The organism is Streptomyces sp. NPDC050164 (genome assembly GCF_044459945.1).
GTDB lineage: Bacteria > Actinomycetota > Actinomycetes > Streptomycetales > Streptomycetaceae > Streptomyces > Streptomyces coeruleorubidus_A.
In genome coordinates this window covers 1-16,765 of the sequence record NZ_JBITJK010000006.1, presented here as the reverse complement: position 1 = coordinate 16,765, position 16,765 = coordinate 1, and the positions used below count along the sequence as shown (strand labels likewise).

General features: G+C 68.9%; 12 protein-coding genes and 1 tRNA gene. 10 read left to right on the top strand and 3 right to left on the bottom strand.

The genetic code is table 11. The features are described from left to right. Window positions 1-36: 36 nt before the first annotated feature. A complete protein-coding gene (gene polA, locus ACIBNA_RS11760) occupies window positions 37-2,763 on the bottom strand; it encodes a DNA polymerase I (protein ID WP_399165050.1) in 2,727 nt (908 codons plus the stop codon). A gap of 157 nt (window positions 2,764-2,920) precedes the next feature. On the opposite strand from polA, the gene ACIBNA_RS11755 reads away from it, so the two are divergent. The 8 genes from ACIBNA_RS11755 to ACIBNA_RS11720 all read left to right on the top strand — a co-directional run bounded on the left by ACIBNA_RS11755 (window position 2,921) and on the right by ACIBNA_RS11720 (window position 13,286). Then, window positions 2,921-5,200, top strand: coding sequence for an FdhF/YdeP family oxidoreductase (locus ACIBNA_RS11755; RefSeq protein ID WP_399165049.1), 2,280 nt, complete (start codon window positions 2,921-2,923; stop codon window positions 5,198-5,200). A 57-nt stretch (window positions 5,201-5,257) separates the two neighbouring features. After that, complete coding sequence (locus ACIBNA_RS11750; protein WP_399165048.1) at window positions 5,258-5,746, top strand: PaaI family thioesterase; 489 nt, start codon at window positions 5,258-5,260, stop codon at window positions 5,744-5,746. A gap of 181 nt (window positions 5,747-5,927) precedes the next feature. Beyond that, window positions 5,928-6,800 (top strand): trypsin-like serine protease, encoded by an 873-nt coding sequence (locus ACIBNA_RS11745; RefSeq protein WP_399165047.1) that lies wholly within the window; start codon window positions 5,928-5,930, stop codon window positions 6,798-6,800. Between the two features lie 781 nt (window positions 6,801-7,581). Continuing rightward, window positions 7,582-8,811 (top strand): branched-chain amino acid ABC transporter substrate-binding protein, encoded by a 1,230-nt coding sequence (locus tag ACIBNA_RS11740; protein WP_399165304.1) that lies wholly within the window; start codon window positions 7,582-7,584, stop codon window positions 8,809-8,811. 138 nt (window positions 8,812-8,949) lie between these two features. Beyond that, the gene (locus ACIBNA_RS11735) at window positions 8,950-9,879 is read left to right on the top strand and encodes a branched-chain amino acid ABC transporter permease (RefSeq protein ID WP_399165046.1); all 930 of its coding nucleotides are present in this window, start codon (window positions 8,950-8,952) and stop codon (window positions 9,877-9,879) included. A 4-nt stretch (window positions 9,880-9,883) separates the two neighbouring features. After that, window positions 9,884-11,695 carry a branched-chain amino acid ABC transporter permease gene (locus ACIBNA_RS11730; protein WP_399165045.1) on the top strand — a complete coding sequence of 604 codons (1,812 nt, stop codon included), beginning with the start codon at window positions 9,884-9,886 and terminating at the stop codon, window positions 11,693-11,695. A 5-nt stretch (window positions 11,696-11,700) separates the two neighbouring features. Continuing rightward, entirely contained in the window at window positions 11,701-12,573 is an 873-nt protein-coding gene (locus ACIBNA_RS11725; RefSeq protein WP_399165044.1) for an ABC transporter ATP-binding protein, read from the top strand. Beyond that, the gene (locus tag ACIBNA_RS11720; RefSeq protein ID WP_399165043.1) at window positions 12,570-13,286 is read left to right on the top strand and encodes an ABC transporter ATP-binding protein; all 717 of its coding nucleotides are present in this window, start codon (window positions 12,570-12,572) and stop codon (window positions 13,284-13,286) included. Before ACIBNA_RS11725 ends, ACIBNA_RS11720 begins: the two co-directional genes overlap by 4 nt. A gap of 62 nt (window positions 13,287-13,348) precedes the next feature. Here the strand turns inward: ACIBNA_RS11720 and ACIBNA_RS11715 are convergent, their stop codons facing one another. After that, window positions 13,349-14,005, bottom strand: a complete 657-nt coding sequence (locus ACIBNA_RS11715; RefSeq protein ID WP_274815565.1) for an ANTAR domain-containing response regulator — start codon at window positions 14,003-14,005, stop codon at window positions 13,349-13,351. A 103-nt stretch (window positions 14,006-14,108) separates the two neighbouring features. Between ACIBNA_RS11715 and ACIBNA_RS11710 the strand changes: the two genes are divergently transcribed. Together ACIBNA_RS11710 and ACIBNA_RS11705 are read left to right on the top strand one after the other, a co-directional pair. Further along, window positions 14,109-14,183, top strand: a tRNA-Leu gene (locus tag ACIBNA_RS11710). Between the two features lie 107 nt (window positions 14,184-14,290). After that, the gene (locus ACIBNA_RS11705) at window positions 14,291-15,034 is read left to right on the top strand and encodes a transcriptional regulator (RefSeq protein WP_399165042.1); all 744 of its coding nucleotides are present in this window, start codon (window positions 14,291-14,293) and stop codon (window positions 15,032-15,034) included. 7 nt (window positions 15,035-15,041) lie between these two features. On the opposite strand, the gene pyk is transcribed toward ACIBNA_RS11705, so the two are convergent. Beyond that, window positions 15,042-16,478 carry a pyruvate kinase gene (pyk, locus tag ACIBNA_RS11700; protein ID WP_399165041.1) on the bottom strand — a complete coding sequence of 479 codons (1,437 nt, stop codon included), beginning with the start codon at window positions 16,476-16,478 and terminating at the stop codon, window positions 15,042-15,044. Between the last annotated feature and the right edge of the window lie 287 nt (window positions 16,479-16,765).

Genomic DNA, 16,765 nt, shown 5'->3' with positions numbered 1-16,765 from the left:
GCATACCCGTGTCAACAACGCTCCCGGTCAATACGCCTAGTGCGCCGCCGACTCCCAGTCCGAGCCCGCGCCCACCGAGACGCCCAGGGGCACGCGGAGGTGGACGGCGTTCGCCATCTCGCGGCGGACGAGTTCCTCGGCGGCCGCCCGCTCCCCGGGGGCGATCTCCAGCACGATTTCGTCGTGGACCTGGAGCAGCATGCGGGAGGCGAGCCCGGCGTCCTTCAGTGCGCCGTCCACCTTGAGCATGGCGATCTTGACGATGTCGGCCGCCGTGCCCTGGATGGGGGCGTTGAGGGCCATCCGCTCGGCCGCCTCGCGACGCTGGCGGTTGTCGCTGTTGAGGTCGGGCAGGTAGCGGCGGCGTCCGAAGAGCGTCGCCGTGTAGCCCGTCGCCCGGGCCTCGTCGACCGCCCGGCGCAGATAGTCCCGTACGCCGCCGAACCGCTCGAAGTACGCGTCCATCAGGGCGCGGGCCTCCGCCGCCTCGATGTTCAGCTGCTGGGAGAGGCCGAAGGCGGACAGACCGTAGGCCAGGCCGTACGACATGGCCTTGATCTTGCGGCGCATCTCGGCGTCCACCGCGGTCGGCTCGACGGCGAAGACCTGGGAGGCGGCCGTGGTGTGCAGGTCCTCGCCGGAGGTGAACGCCTCGATCAGGCCCTCGTCCTCGGAGAGGTGCGCCATCACGCGCAGCTCGATCTGGCTGTAGTCGGCCGTCATCAGGGACTCGAAGCCCTCGCCGACGACGAAGCCGCGGCGGATCGCGCGGCCCTCGTCGGTGCGGACCGGGATGTTCTGGAGGTTCGGGTCGGTCGAGGACAGGCGGCCGGTGGCGGCGACGGTCTGGTTGAACGTGGTGTGGATACGCCCGTCCGCGGCGATCGTCTTGATCAGGCCCTCGACGGTGACGCGGAGCTTGGCCTGCTCGCGGTGGCGGAGCATGATCACCGGAAGCTCGTTGTCCGTCTGGCCGGCGAGCCAGGCCAGCGCGTCGGCGTCCGTGGTGTAGCCGGTCTTGGTCCGCTTGGTCTTGGGCAGGGCCAGCTCGCCGAAGAGGACCTCCTGGAGCTGCTTGGGCGAGCCCAGGTTGAACTCGTGCCCTGCTGCCGCGTGGGCCTCCTTCACCGCCTGCTGGACGGCGCCGGCGAACATCTGCTCCATGGCCTCCAGGTGGGGCCGGTCGGCCGCGATGCCGTGCCGCTCCATGCGGGCGAGCAGCGCGGACGTGGGCAGCTCCATGTCGCGCAGCAGGTCGGCGGCGCCGACCTCCTCCAGGCGGCTGGCGAAGGCCTCGCCCAGGTCGAGGACGGCGCGGGCCTGAATCATCAGGGCCTCGGCCTCGGCGCCCTCGTCCGCGCCGAAGGCGAGCTGGCCGTCGGCCGCGGCGGCGGGGGCCAGCTCGCGGTGCAGGTACTCCAGGGACAGCGCGTCCAGGTCGAAGGAGCGGCGGCCCGGCTTGACCAGGTAGGCGGCGAGCGCGGTGTCCATGGTCACGCCCTCGACGCTCCAGCCGTGCTCGGCGAAGACACGCATGGCGCCCTTGGTGTTGTGGAAGATCTTGGGCCGGGCGGCGTCGGCTAGCCAGGCCGCGAAGGCCGTCTCGTCGGCCTCGTCCAGCTGGGAGGGGTCGAACCAGGCGGCTGCTCCGCCGGGCGCGGCGAGGGCGACCTCGGCGACCGAGCCGGTGCCGAGCGCCCAGGCGTCGACCGTGGCGACGCCGATGGGCTGGGTGGCGTGCTCGGTGAGCCAGCCGGCCAGCTCGCCGGTGCCGAGCACCGTGCCGTCCAGCTGCACGCCGTCCGTGCTGATCGGGGTGGTCTCGGCCTCCTCGGCGCCGGGGTCGACGGCGAAGAGCCGCTCGCGCAGGGAGGGGTTGCGGATCTCCAGGGTGTCCAGGACCATCGCGACGGCAGTGCGGTCGTAGGCGGCCCGCTCCAGGTCGGTGACGCCCTTGGGGAGCTCGACCTGGCGCTCCAGCTCCGTGAGCCGGCGGTTGAGCTTGACCGCCTCCAGGTGGTCGCGGAGGTTCTGCCCGGCCTTGCCCTTGACCTCGTCGACGCGCTCGACGAGCTGCGCGAAGGAACCGAACTGGTTGATCCACTTCGCGGCGGTCTTCTCGCCGACGCCGGGGATGCCGGGGAGGTTGTCGGACGGGTCGCCGCGCAGGGCCGCGAAGTCGGGGTACTGCGCGGGCGTCAGCCCGTACTTCTCGATTACCTTCTCGGGGGTGAAGCGGGTCAGCTCGGAGACGCCCTTGGTGGGGTACAGCACCGTGGTGTGCTCGCTGACCAGCTGGAAGGAGTCCCGGTCGCCGGTGACGATCAGCACCTCGAAGCCCTCGGCCTCGGCCTGTGTGGCGAGCGTGGCGATGACGTCGTCCGCCTCGAACCCGTCCACCGCGAAGCGGACGGCGCCCATCGCGTCGAGGAGCTCGCCGATCAGCTCGACCTGGCCCTTGAACTCGCCGGGGGTCTTGGAGCGGTTGGCCTTGTACTCCGTGAACTCCTGCGACCGCCAGGTCTTGCGGGAGACGTCGAAGGCGACCGCGAAGTGCGTGGGCGCCTCGTCGCGCAGCGTGTTGGCCAGCATCGACGCGAAGCCGTAGATCGCGTTCGTCGGCTGGCCCGTCGCGGTGGTGAAGTTCTCCGCGGGCAGCGCGAAGAACGCTCGGTAGGCCAGCGAGTGCCCGTCCATGAGCATCAGTCGCGGGCGGCTGCCGCCGGAGGTCTTGTCGGTCGTCTTCGATGCTGTCTCTGCCACGCCCCCGATCCTGCCACGCCCCGCTGACACTCGGCCCCGGCCCCGGCCGCGCGGGCGCCGGGGCAGGGCCCTCGCCCCGGCCCGCCCCCACTCGATGTCACCGCCGCGTGCGAGGATCGGAGACGTACCTCACAGCGCAGTCGAAGGGGAGCGTGCGATGGCGACGAAGCCGCCCAAGAGTGATCCGGTTCAGGACGCGCCGCAGGTCGCCGGTCCGAAGCACGCGGCAGCGGGCCTCCCCGCGATCGGGCACACGCTGCGCGTCGCCCAGCAGCAGATGGGCGTGAAGCGCACCGCGCTGACGCTGCTGAGCGTGAACCAGAAGGACGGCTTCGACTGCCCGGGCTGTGCCTGGCCGGAGCCGGAGCACCGGCACAAGGCGGAGTTCTGCGAGAACGGCGCGAAGGCCGTCGCCGAGGAGGCCACGCTGCGCCGGGTCACGCCCGAGTTCTTCGCCGCGCACCCGGTCGCCGACCTGGCCGGCCGCAGCGGCTACTGGCTGGGACAGCAGGGGCGCCTCACCCACCCCGTGTATCTCCCCGAGGGCGGCTCGCACTACGAGCCGGTCACCTGGGAGCGCGCCTTCGACATCATCGCCGAGGAGATCGCCGCCCTCGGCTCCCCGGACGAGGCCGTCTTCTACACCTCCGGCCGCACCAGCAACGAGGCCGCGTTCCTCTACCAGCTATTCGCCCGCGAGCTCGGCACGAACAACCTGCCCGACTGCTCGAACATGTGCCACGAGTCGTCCGGTTCGGCCCTGTCGGAGACGATCGGCATCGGCAAGGGCAGCGTCCTGCTGGAGGATCTGTACAAGGCCGACCTGATCATCGTCGCCGGCCAGAACCCGGGGACGAACCACCCGCGCATGCTGTCCGCCCTGGAGAAGGCCAAGGACAACGGGGCCGAGATCATCAGCGTCAACCCGCTGCCCGAGGCGGGCCTGGAGCGCTTCAAGAACCCGCAGACCCCGCAGGGCATGTTCAAGGGCGCCGCGCTGACCGACCTGTTCCTCCAGATCCGCATCGGCGGCGACCAGGCCCTGTTCCGGCTCCTCAACAAGCTGATCCTCGAGCGGGAGGGCGCAGTCGACGAGGCGTTCGTCCGGGAGCACACGCACGGCTTCGAGGAGTTCGCGGAGGCCGCCCGCGCCGCCGACTGGGACGAGACGCTCAGGGCGACCGGCCTGACCCAGGAGGACATCGAGAAGGCCCTCGGCATGGTCCTGGCCTCCGAGCGGACCATCGTGTGCTGGGCGATGGGCCTCACCCAGCACAAGCACTCCGTCCCCACGATCAGGGAAGTGGTCAACTTCCTTCTCCTGCGCGGGAACATCGGCCGCCCGGGCGCGGGCGTGTGCCCGGTCCGCGGCCACTCGAACGTGCAGGGCGACCGCACGATGGGCATCTTCGAGCGCCCCGCCCCGGCGTTCCTGGACGCCCTGGAGAAGGAGTTCGGCTTCGCCCCGCCGCGCGAGCACGGCTACGACGTCGTACGGGCCATCCGCGCGCTGCGCGACGGTGAGGCGAAGGTCTTCTTCGCCATGGGCGGCAACTTCGTCTCCGCGTCCCCGGACACGGAGGTCACCGAAGCTGCCATGCGGCGGGCCCGGCTGACCGTGCACGTGTCGACGAAGCTGAACCGCTCGCACGCGGTCACGGGCGCGCGTGCCCTGATCCTCCCGACGCTCGGCCGTACCGAGCGCGATCTCCAGGGGAGCGGGGAGCAGTTCGTGACGGTCGAGGACTCGATGGGCATGGTGCACGCCTCCCGGGGCCGGCTGGAGCCCGCGAGCCGGCACCTGCTGTCCGAGCCGGCCATCGTCTGCCGCCTGGCCCGCCGCGTGCTGGGCGAGAACAGCGCCACGCCCTGGGAGGAGTTCGAGAAGGACTACGCGACCGTCCGGGACCGTATCGCGCGCGTGATCCCCGGCTTCGAGGACTTCAACGCGCGCGTGGCCCGCCCAGGCGGCTTCACGCTCCCGCACGCCCCACGCGACGAACGCCGCTTCCCCACGGCCACCGGCAAGGCCAACTTCACCGCCGCGCCCGTGGAGTACCCCAAGCTGCCCGAGGGCCGCCTGCTGCTCCAGACGCTGCGCTCGCACGACCAGTACAACACCACGGTCTACGGTCTCGACGACCGTTACCGGGGCATCAGGAACGGCCGCCGGGTGGTGCTGGTCAACCCCGAGGACGCGCGTGCCCTGAAGCTGGCGGACGGTTCGTACGTGGACCTGGTCAGTGAGTGGAAGGACGGCGTGGAGCGCAGGGCGCCCGGTTTCCGGGTCGTGCACTACCCGACGGCCCGGGGCTGCGCCGCCGCGTACTACCCGGAGACCAACGTGCTGGTGCCGCTGGACGCCACGGCGGACACCAGTAACACCCCGGCCAGCAAGTCCGTCGTGGTGCGTCTGGAACAATCGGCGACCGACTGAGCGTTTGCTCAGCCGCAGAGGTAACCGCATGATCTGGACGAACGGAGACCGGGCCCCATGGGTGAACAGCAGCATGTGAAGTTCCCGCAAGAGGTCATCGACGAGTACGCCGCTCTCGGTGTGGACCTCTTGGCCCTGTTCTCCGCAGGCCACCTCGGGACTCGGATGGGCGTCCAGATCGTCGAGGCGTCCGCGGACCGGGTCGTCGGGACGATGCCGGTCGAGGGCAACACCCAGCCCTACGGACTGCTGCACGGCGGGGCCTCCGCGGTGCTGGCCGAGACGCTCGGCTCGGTCGGCTCGATGCTGCACGGCGGCAGCTCCAAGATCGCCGTGGGCGTCGACCTGAACTGCACCCACCACCGCGGGGTGCGCTCCGGCCTCGTCACCGGCGTGGCCACGCCCGTGCACCGGGGGCGCTCGACTGCCACGTACGAGATCGTCATAACCGACGAACGCGACAAAAGGGTATGCACGGCCCGACTGACCTGCCTGCTGCGCGATGTGAACCCGGGCGACGAGGAGCTCATCCGCGCCGCGAGCTGACGGACGCCGGTCGACCGATGCCGAGCCGACCGACGTCGAGCCGACCGGCGCGGAGCCGACAGACGTAGGGAAAACCCTGGAGGGGCGGGCGCGCTCTTGTCGCGGCCGCCCCCGGGCGCTTCACTGACGACGCCCCACCCCCCGCAGGAGAAGACCCGTCCCACCCCTAGAAGGGTTTCTCTTGACCTCCGTACGCGCCCTCGCCGTCACCGCCGCGGCCGGTGCCGCCGTGCTCGCCACCGCGCTGCCGTCGTCCGCCATCAACTCCTACAACGCCACGCCCGCACCCGAACGCACCGAGGTCGGCGCGCTCGTGGCCACCTGGGACGACGACGGCAACCCCGCGACCCCCGACCGGGTCGACTGGGTCTGCTCCGGCACCATGATCGACGCGGACACTTTCCTGACCGCCGCGCACTGCACCACCGACTGGCCCGACAACGTGCGGTTCTACGTCTCCCTCGACCAGGACGTGCAGTCCGGCCTCGACGCGGCGGCGAAGAAGCACCCGGGCGACCCGGCCGCGCAGGCCGCCGCCGTCGCCGTCCAGGGCACCGCCCACTCGCACCCCGACTACCCGGGGCCCGCCTCCGACACCCACGACATCTCGGTGGTCGAACTGCCCGCCGCCCAGGTCAAAGCCCGCTGGAGCTTCACCCCGGCCACCCTGCCCACCGCGAACCAGCTCGGCAGGCTCGGCCCACAGGGCCTGAACACCACCGACTGGCTCGTCGCCGGCTACGGCACCCAGGAAGCCGTCAACGGCCCCGGCGGCCAGACCCACCCCGGCGGCGGCGTCCGCATGAAGGCACCCGTCACCTTCAACGCCCTCAACGACTCCTGGGCCCGTCTGGCGATGACCGCCCCGCAGGGCAACGGAGGCGCCTGCTACGGCGACTCGGGCGGTCCCAACTTCGCCGTCATCGGCGGGCGGAACATCCTCGCCGCCACCACCATCACCGGCGACACCCCCTGCTACGCGACCAACGTGACGTACCGCCTGGACACCCCCGGCGCCCGCGCCTTCCTGGCGCCGTTCGTGAAGCTCCCGTAACCCGGGGCGGCCCCAGCCGCCCCGGCACGAGCGACCGCCCCGCCGCATCGCGCACCGCGCGGAGCGGCGGGGCACCGCCCGCCTCCCCCTCCTGCCCCACTGTTGCCCCCTGAGGCTGGGGCCATGAGCGGCACCGGGACCGTCGAACCCGTCAACTGGTCGCAGGCCAACCCGAGTTACGATGCCATCGGACCGACGCGCCACGCCTGACCGACCGGATCACGCTCCGTGCGAGCCGACGCCCGCGCCCTGGCCCGCCAACGTCGCCACCTTGCACCGGCACGACCTCGCCGGCCCCTCGACTCCTCCGCGAAAACCCGAGGCGTCACCGTTGGAATAGCCGTTTCCGATTGTTCGGAACTTCCCCTGGACGCGGTTTACCCCTTCCGTTCCGTAACGCTCCGTAACACGCGTGCAATACAACGCCACAGTTTCATCTCCGGCCGCGCCCACTCCCGGGACCTTTCCGATCCGGTCCGCGCCGCCCGCACCCCGGCAACCACGAGATCCCAGCCGCGGCCAACCGGAAGTGCGCGTTCTCAGAATGCGGACTTCGGAGAAAGCCGGCCAAACCCACTGAGAGGGCCTGCCACCGAAGCCGGGCATCCACCGCGTCATAACAAGAAAGTCACAAGCCAGCCCACGCCGCTGACCCTGCCTCCACACGGGCTTAGAGTCACGGCCAGTCACCGCTCCATCGGGAGTTCGGTACCAGCGCGGCACTCACCCCCCGACCAGGGCGGGCCTGCCTGTGAAAGGACTGATTGTGCGACAGCGTTCCTTGGTGATTCTTACCTCCGTTCTCACGACCGGAGCTCTGACTCTCACCGCCTGCGGCTCCCGAGACGACAGCGGTGACAAGGGCGGAGACGGCGGGAGCGGCACCACTCTGACCATCGGCGTCGACGCCCCCCTCTCCGGTGAGAACTCCACCACCGGCCTCGGCATCCAGTACGGCGCCCAGATAGCCGTCGACGACGCCAACAAGAACAACTGGGTCCCGGGCGTGAAATTCAAGCTCAAGGCCCTGGACGACAAGGCACAGCCCGCCACCGGCCAGTCCAACGCCACCAGCCTCACCGGCGACAAGACCGTCGTCGGCGCCGTCGGCCCGCTGAACTCCGGTGTCGCCCAGACGATGCAGCAGGTGTTCGCCTCGGCCAACATGGTCCAGATCTCCCCGGCCAACACCAACCCCGAGCTGACCCAGGGCAAGAACTGGCAGACGGACAAGAAGCGTCCCTACAAGACGTACTTCCGCACCGCCACCACCGACGAACTGCAGGGCAGCTTCGCCGCCGGCTACGCGTACAACGGCCTCAAGAAGAAGAAGGCCTTCGTCGTCGACGACAAGCAGACCTACGGCGCCGGCCTCGCGAAGATCTTCGCGGAGCAGTACAAGAAGTTCGGCGGCCAGGTCGTGGCGACCGACCACGTCAACACCGGCGACAAGGACTTCGGCTCCCTCGTCACGAAGATCAAGAACTCCGGTGCCGACCTGCTCTACTACGGCGGCCAGTACGACGAGTCCGCGCTGATCACCAAGCAGCTCAAGGACGCCGGCGTCAAGATCCCGCTGTTCGGCGGCGACGGCATGTTCGCCTCCACCTACATCGAGGCCGCCGGCAAGGCCTCCGAGGGTGACCTCGCCACCGCCATCGGTGTCCCCGCCGACACCCTGCCCGCGGCCAAGCAGTTCATCCAGACGTACAAGGACAAGGGCTACAAGGGCGACTACGGCGCCTACGGCGCCTACGCCTACGACGCCACCACCGCCATCATCAAGGCCGTCAAGGCCGCGGCCGACGCCAACGGCGGCAAGGTGCCCACCGACATCAACGACCTGCGCTCCAAGGTCGTCGACGGAGTCCAGAAGTCCGACTTCGAAGGCCTCACCGGCAAGATCTCCTTCGACCAGTACGGCGACACCACCAACAAGCAGCTGACGGTGTACCAGGTCGAGAAGGGTGCCTGGAAGGACGTCGAGACCGGCACCGCCGACCTGAAGTAGTCCCGGCCCTCACTAGCCGCACCACGGGCCGCGCGGGAGGAGGACCCCGACCGCGCGGCCCGTTGTCACACCCCCACACAGCACGCGACCACGCACGCATCCAGTGCACACGACCACCAGCGACATGGAGGCCATGCGGTGAACACCCTGCCGCAGCAGCTGGCCAACGGGCTGCTTCTCGGCTCGATGTACGGGCTGATAGCCATCGGCTACACGATGGTGTACGGCATCGTCCAGCTCATCAACTTCGCGCACGGCGAGATCTTCATGACCGGAGCGTTCGGCGCCCTCACGGTCTACTTCTACATACTCCCCGACGGCACCTCGATGGCCCTCGCCGTACCCCTGATGCTCCTCGGCGGCGCCCTCGTGGCCATTCTCATCGCCGTCGGAGCGGAACGGTTCGCCTACCGGCCACTGCGCGGAGCACCACGACTGGCACCCCTCATCACCGCGATCGGCCTCTCCCTGGCCCTCCAGGAAGTCGTCCGCAACTTCTACCCCGGCGCCGACCGCGCCCGCGCCTTCCCCGGCCTCGACACCACCCACGACATCGGCTCCGTCACCATCAAGGACGCCGACATCTTCCTCATCCTCGCCGCCGTCATCTGCATGGCCGCCCTCGCCTTCTTCGTGCGCCGCAGCCGCACCGGCCGCGCCATGCAGGCCACCGCGCAGGACCCCGACACCGCGCAGCTGATGGGCATCGACACCAACCGCATCATCGTCATCGCCTTCGCCATCGGCGGCTTCTTCGCCGCCGTCGCCGCGGTCGCCTACGGACTCAAGTACGGCAACGTCGACTACCGCATGGGCTTCCTCATGGGCCTCAAGGCGTTCACCGCGGCCGTCCTCGGCGGCATCGGCAACATCTACGGCGCGATGCTCGGCGGCGTCGTCCTCGGCATCGCCGAGACCCTCGCCTCCGCCTACATCGACGAGATCCCCGGTATGCAGCAGCTCGGCGGCCAGAGCTGGGCCAACGTGTGGGCCTTCTGCCTCCTCATCCTCGTGCTCCTCTTCAGGCCACAGGGCCTGCTCGGCGAGCGCGTCGCGGACAGGGCGTGATCACATGACCGAGACGACCAAGACCCCCGCCCCGGACGCCGTGCCCACCCCGCCCGCACCGCGCGGCCTCATACCGCTGCCCGCAGCGGCCGCCCGCGCCCTCCTGCTCGCCGGCGGCATCGCCACCGCGGCCTCCGCGTTCCTCGCCTGGACCTGGACCGACGAGTTCCCCGGCGACCTCACCATCAACGGCTACCCCGGCGGCCTGCAGTGGCTCACCTTCACCGCCGGCGTCCTCACCGCACTGTTCACCCTCGCCTCGTACGGCATCCGCGGCCTGGGCTGGCTGCTGCCCGCCCGCAACAACGCACCCCTCGTCCTCACCGCCCTCGGCGGCTTCGCCGTCACCTGGTTCACGGTCATCGCCATCAGCGCCGAACTCGGCGGTGTCGTCAACCTCGAACCCGGCGGCTGGATCGCGGCCATCGCCTCCCTCCTGCCCGTCCTCGGCGCCTTCGCCCTCCCGCAGGAACGGACCGGCGCCGACGGCACCAAGGAGGCCATCAAGGCCTACATCGCCAAGCCCGACCGCATGCCCGCCCCGCAGCCCAGCAGCGGCTGGGTCCAGCGGGCCGTGATCACCGTCGTCACGATCATCGGCCTCGGCGTCTTCACCTACGGCATCGACACCGAGTACGGCGAACTCTTCGTCGGCTACCTCTTCGTCGTCACCTTCGCCATGTGGGCGATCCACACCGCCGGCCTCCTCGACCGCTTCTCCGCACTGGTCGCCGCCAACCGCAGCTTCACGCTCGCCATGGGCTTCGCCGCGGCCATCGCCTTCCCCTTCACCCAGACCGACGACCACTACGCCAACATCGGCGTCAACATCCTCATCTTCGGAACCGTCGCCCTCGGCCTCAACATCGTCGTCGGCCTCGCCGGACTCCTCGACCTCGGATACGTCGCCTTCCTCGGCGTCGGCGCCTACACCGCCGCCCTCGTCTCCGGCTCCGAGTTCTCCACCATCTCCGGCGTCCACCTGCCGTTCTGGGCCTCCGCCCTGGCAGGCGCCGCAGCCTCCCTCGTCTTCGGCGTCCTCATCGGCGCCCCGACCCTGCGGCTGCGCGGCGACTACCTCGCCATCGTGACCCTCGGCTTCGGTGAGATCTTCCGCATCGCCGTCAACAACATGGACGGCGACTCCGGACCCGACGTCACCAACGGGCCCAACGGCATCCCGTCCATCCCCGACCTGAACATGTTCGGGTTCAACTTCGGCCAGGCCCACGACATCGGCGGATTCACCCTGGGCCGCTTCGCCAACTACTACCTGCTGATGGTCCTCATCATGGCCATCGTGGTCCTGGTCTACACGCGCGCCGCCGACTCCCGTATCGGCCGCTCCTGGATCGCCATCCGCGAGGACGAGACCGCCGCCACCGCCATGGGCATCAACGGCTTCCGCGTCAAGCTCGTCGCCTTCGCCCTCGGCGCCGCCCTCGCCGGCCTCGCCGGCACCGTCAGCGCCCACGTCACCTACAGCGTGGTCCCCACGCCGTACCAGTTCGCCGGCTCCACCCCGCCCAACTCCGCGTTCCTCCTGGCCGCGGTCGTCCTCGGCGGCATGGGCACCGTCGCAGGCCCCCTCCTCGGCGCGGCCCTGCTCTACCTGCTCCCCGAGAAGCTGGTGTTCCTCCAGGACAAGTCGCTCCTGGCCTTCGGCATCGCGCTCGTCCTGCTGATGCGCTTCCGCCCCGAAGGCATCATCGCCAACCGCCGCCGCCAGCTCGAATTCCACGAGACCGGCCAACTCGACGTACCCAAACAGACCACGCTGACCGACGAACCGGCCGTCACCAAGGCGGGGGCGTAACCATCATGACCACACCTGTACTCGAAGCACGCGACGTCACCATGCGCTTCGGCGGCCTCACCGCCGTACGCTCGGTCGACTTCACGGTCAACGCCGGCGAGATCGTCGGACTGATCGGCCCCAACGGCGCCGGCAAGACCACCTTCTTCAACTGCCTGACCGGCCTGTACGTCCCTACGGAGGGCACGGTCTCCTACAAGGGCACGGTCCTGCCGCCCAAACCCCACCTGGTCACCCAGGCCGGCATTGCCCGGACCTTCCAGAACATCCGCCTGTTCGCCAACATGACGGTCCTGGAAAACGTCCTCGTCGGCCGCCACACGCGGACCAAAGAGGGGTTGTGGTCCGCCCTCCTGCGCGGCCCCGGCTTCAAGAAGGCCGAACGCGCCAGCGAGGAACGCGCCATGGAACTCCTCGAGTTCATCGGCCTCGCCCACAAGCGCGACCACCTGGCACGCAACCTCCCCTACGGCGAACAGCGCAAGCTGGAGATCGCGCGCGCCCTGGCCAGCGAGCCCGGCCTGCTCCTGCTCGACGAGCCGACGGCCGGCATGAACCCACAGGAGACCCGGGCCACCGAGGAACTGGTCTTCGCCATCCGCGACAAGGGCGTCGCCGTCCTCCTCATCGAGCACGACATGCGCTTCGTGTTCAACCTGTGCGACCGCGTCGCCGTCCTCGTCCAGGGCGAGAAGCTCGTCGAGGGCACCTCCGAAGTCGTCCAGGCCGACGAGCGCGTCATCGCCGCCTACCTGGGAGAGCCGTTCGAAGGCGACCCCGGAGAGGCCGAAGTCGCGGAGGTCGAAGCAGCCGAGGCCGCAGCCGAAGCCGCCGACGCGCCCAGCACCGCCAGCAGCACCAAGGGAGAAGCCAAGTGACCGCACTCCTCGAGGTCGAGGACCTCCGGGTCTCCTACGGCAAGATCGAAGCCGTCAAAGGCATCTCCTTCAGCGTCGAGGCCGGCCAGGTCGTCACCCTCATCGGCACCAACGGCGCCGGCAAGACCACGACCCTGCGCACGCTGTCGGGCCTGCTGAAGCCGACGTCCGGGAAGATCCTCTTCGACGGCAAGCCGTTGAACGGGGTCCCCGCCCACAAGATCGTCGCCCTCGGCCTCGCCCACTCCCCCGAAGGCCGGCACATCTTCCCCCGCCTCACCATCGCGGAGAACCTCCAGCTCGGCGCGTTCCTCCGCAAGGACAAGGAAGGCATCGAGAAGGACATCCAGCGGGCCTACGACCTCTTCCCCATCCTCGGGGAACGCAGGAAGCAGGCCGCGGGAACCCTCTCCGGCGGCGAGCAGCAGATGCTCGCCATGGGCCGCGCCCTGATGTCCCGGCCCAAGCTCCTCATGCTCGACGAGCCCTCCATGGGCCTGTCCCCGATCATGATGCAGAAGATCATGGCGACGATCTCGGAGCTGAAGTCCCAGGGCACGACCATCCTGCTCGTCGAACAGAACGCCCAGGCGGCGCTCTCGCTCGCCGATCAGGGCCACGTCATGGAAGTCGGCAACGTCGTCCTGTCCGGCACGGGGCAGAACCTGCTGCACGACGAGTCGGTACGCAAGGCGTACCTCGGCGAGGACTGAGGTCCGGCCTGTACACGAAGAGGCCCGCCCCCTTCGAAGGGGGCGGGCCTCTCGCTCTGCTCTCAGCCCTTGTTGGCCTTCTTCTCCTCCGCGTCCTGGATGACCGCCTCCGCGACCTGCTGCATCGACATCCGCCGGTCCATCGACGTCTTCTGGATCCACCGGAACGCGGCGGGCTCGGTCAGCCCGTACTCCGTCTGGAGGATGGACTTGGCCCGGTCCACGAGCTTGCGCGTCTCCAGCCGCAGCGTGAGGTCCGCGACCTCCTTCTCCAGCTCCTTCAGCTCCGTGAAACGCGAGACGGCCATCTCGATCGCCGGCACGACGTCGGTCTTGCTGAACGGCTTCACCAGGTACGCCATGGCACCGGCGTCCCGGGCCCGCTCCACGAGGTCGCGCTGCGAGAAGGCGGTCAGCATCAGCACCGGCGCGATGCTCTCCTCGGCGATCTTCTCGGCCGCGGAGATACCGTCCAGCTTCGGCATCTTCACGTCCAGGATCACCAGGTCGGGGCGGTGCTCACGAGCCAGCTCCACGGCCTGCTCCCCGTCCCCGGCCTCACCGACGACGGTGTACCCCTCCTCCTCCAGCATCTCTTTGAGATCGAGCCGGATCAGGGCCTCGTCCTCGGCGATGACGACCCGCGTCGTCATCGGAGGCACGTGCGAGTTGTCCTCATCAGGCACGTCAACAGGCTGGGGCGACTCGGGGGCGCTCACGTGGGCTCCTTGGTACGGGGCAGGCCGGTACTGCTCCCAAGAGCGTACCTAGCTGCGGTATGGTGGTCAGGCGGAGGGTCGAGGTCAACCTTCGATTCACCGGGCCCCGGTAGCCCAATTGGCAGCAGGCAATGGATTCAAAACCCATACAGTGTCGGTTCGAGTCCGACCCGGGGCACTTTTCCTTCATTTCCAAGGTCGCTGTTTACAAGCGGATGTCCACGTTCTCGTGAACATCCGCTTCTTTCTGCGTGTCGTCGCGATCACCGTCCCACAGTGGACCCCATGTACGACGTCAGCACACGCGAGCGAGCGCTCGCCCTGGTGACGCAGGGCCGCAGCCTGAATTCCGTGAGCCTTGAGACGGGTATTTCACGGACTGCGATCCGCTCCTGGCAGAACCGCCTCGAGCCGCTGCCCCGAATCGCACCTCCAGACCCGGGGCCGCCTGCCGATCGGGGCGCGTACGCCTACTTACTGGGCCTCTATCTCGGCGATGGCTGCATCAGCGGCCACCCTCGCACCGGCTACTACCTGAGAATCGCGTGCGCGAACTCATGGCCTGGTCTGATCGACGCCTGCGAGACCGCCATGCGGGCCGTCAATCCAGCCGGGCGTTCTTATCGCACTCAAGCGCAGGGCTACGTCTCCGTGGTCGGTTACAGCAGACACTGGCCGCGCCTCTTCCCCCAGCACGGCCCCGGCAAGAAGCACGAACGGCCCATCGTCCTCGCGCCTTGGCAACAGGTCATCGTCGACGCCCACCCCTGGGAGTTCATCCGCGGACTCATCCACTCCGACGGCTGCCGGATCACGAACTGGACCACCCGTACCGTTGCCGGCGAGCGGAAGCGCTACGAGTATCCCCGGTACTTCTTCACCAACCTCTCGGCCGACATCATCCGCCTGTTCACCATGGCCCTCGACCAGGTGGGCGTCGACTGGAAGCAGGCAAACGCACGCAACATCTCCGTCGCCCGCAAAGCCTCCGTAGCCATCATGGACGCCCACGTGGGACCCAAGTACTGACGACGCCCTACTTCGGGCTGTCGTCCTCGCCGATGTGGTGGACGCGGACCATGTTCGTCGAGCCGGAGACGCCGGGCGGGGAGCCGGCCGTGATGACGACCGTGTCGCCCTTCTGGCAGCGGCCGTAGCGGAGCAACAGTTCGTCGACCTGGTCGACCATCGCGTCCGTGGAGTCGACGCACGGACCCAGGAACGTCTCCACGCCCCACGTCAGACTGAGCTGGGAGCGCGTCGCCTGGTCGGGGGTGAAGGCGAGCAGGGGGTTCGGGGAGCGGTAGCGGGAGAGGCGGCGGGCCGTGTCGCCGGACTGGGTGAAGGCGACCAGGAATCGCGCGCCCAGGAAGTCGCCCATTTCCGCCGCGGCCCGGGCTACCGCGCCGCCCTGGGTGCGGGGTTTGTTGCGTTCGTTAAGCGGCGGGAGGCCTTTGGCCAGGATGTCCTCCTCCGCCGCTTCGACGATACGGGCCATTGTCCTGACCGTTTCGATCGCGTGTTTGCCGACGCTCGTTTCGCCGGAGAGCATGACGGCGTCCGTGCCGTCGATGACCGCGTTGGCGACGTCGGAGGCTTCCGCACGTGTGGGGCGGGCGTTGTCGATCATCGAGTCGAGCATCTGGGTCGCCACAATCACCGGTTTGGCGTTGCGCTTCGCCAGTTTGATGGCGCGCTTTTGGACGATGGGGACCTGTTCCAGCGGCATTTCGACGCCGAGGTCTCCGCGCGCGACCATGATGCCGTCGAACGCCGCGACGATGTCGTCGATGTTCTCCACCGCCTGGGGTTTTTCGACCTTGGCGATGACGGGGAGCCGGCGGCCTTCCTCGTCCATGATGCGGTGGACGTCCTGGATGTCGCGGCCGGTGCGGACGAAGGAGAGGGCGATGACGTCGGCGCCGGTGCGCAGGGCCCAGCGGAGGTCGTCCTCGTCCTTCTTGGAGAGGGCGGGGACGGAGACGGCGACGCCGGGGAGGTTGAGGCCCTTGTGGTCGGAGATGACGCCGCCCTCGACGACCGTGGTGTGGACGCGGGGGCCGTCGACCTCGGTGACCTCCAGGCAGACCTTGCCGTCGTCGACGAGGATGCGTTCGCCGGTGGTGACGTCGTCCGCGAGTCCGGCGTAGGTGGTGCCGCAGATGGTGCGGTCGCCTTCTACGCCTTCTTCGACGGTGATGGTGAAGGTGTCGCCGCGTTCAAGGAGTACGGGGCCTTCGGTGAAGCGGCCGAGCCGGATTTTCGGGCCTTGAAGGTCGGCGAGGACGCCGACACTGCGGCCCGTTTCGTCGGCGGCCTTTCGCACCCGGTGGTAGCGCTCCTCGTGTTCGGCGTGTCCGCCGTGGCTGAGGTTGAAACGGGCTACGTCCATTCCGGCGTCGACCAGGGCTTTGATCTGGTCGTACGAGTCGGTGGCGGGCCCAAGGGTACAGACGATCTTTGCTCGGCGCATGGTCTGAGCCTATGAGTTACCGACTGGTAGAGAATTGGTCGAGCGTGACCACTCAACAGACTTTGAGTGAAGTGTTATTGACAAGCGTTGAATTGTGCGGCGGGGTGCTCCGATGAGCACCCCGAGGAATTCGGTCGGGTTTTCGGAATAGGCCGGCTAGGGTCTGTCGTTTGGATCAGGTCGCAGGGAAGTGACTGTTCTGCTCGGTGCCGGCGAGCGGGGTCTGGTGCGTGCCTCTGCAAGGCGGAGGAGGGCGTCGACGCGATGGGGGTCCCCCCTTGCTCGAG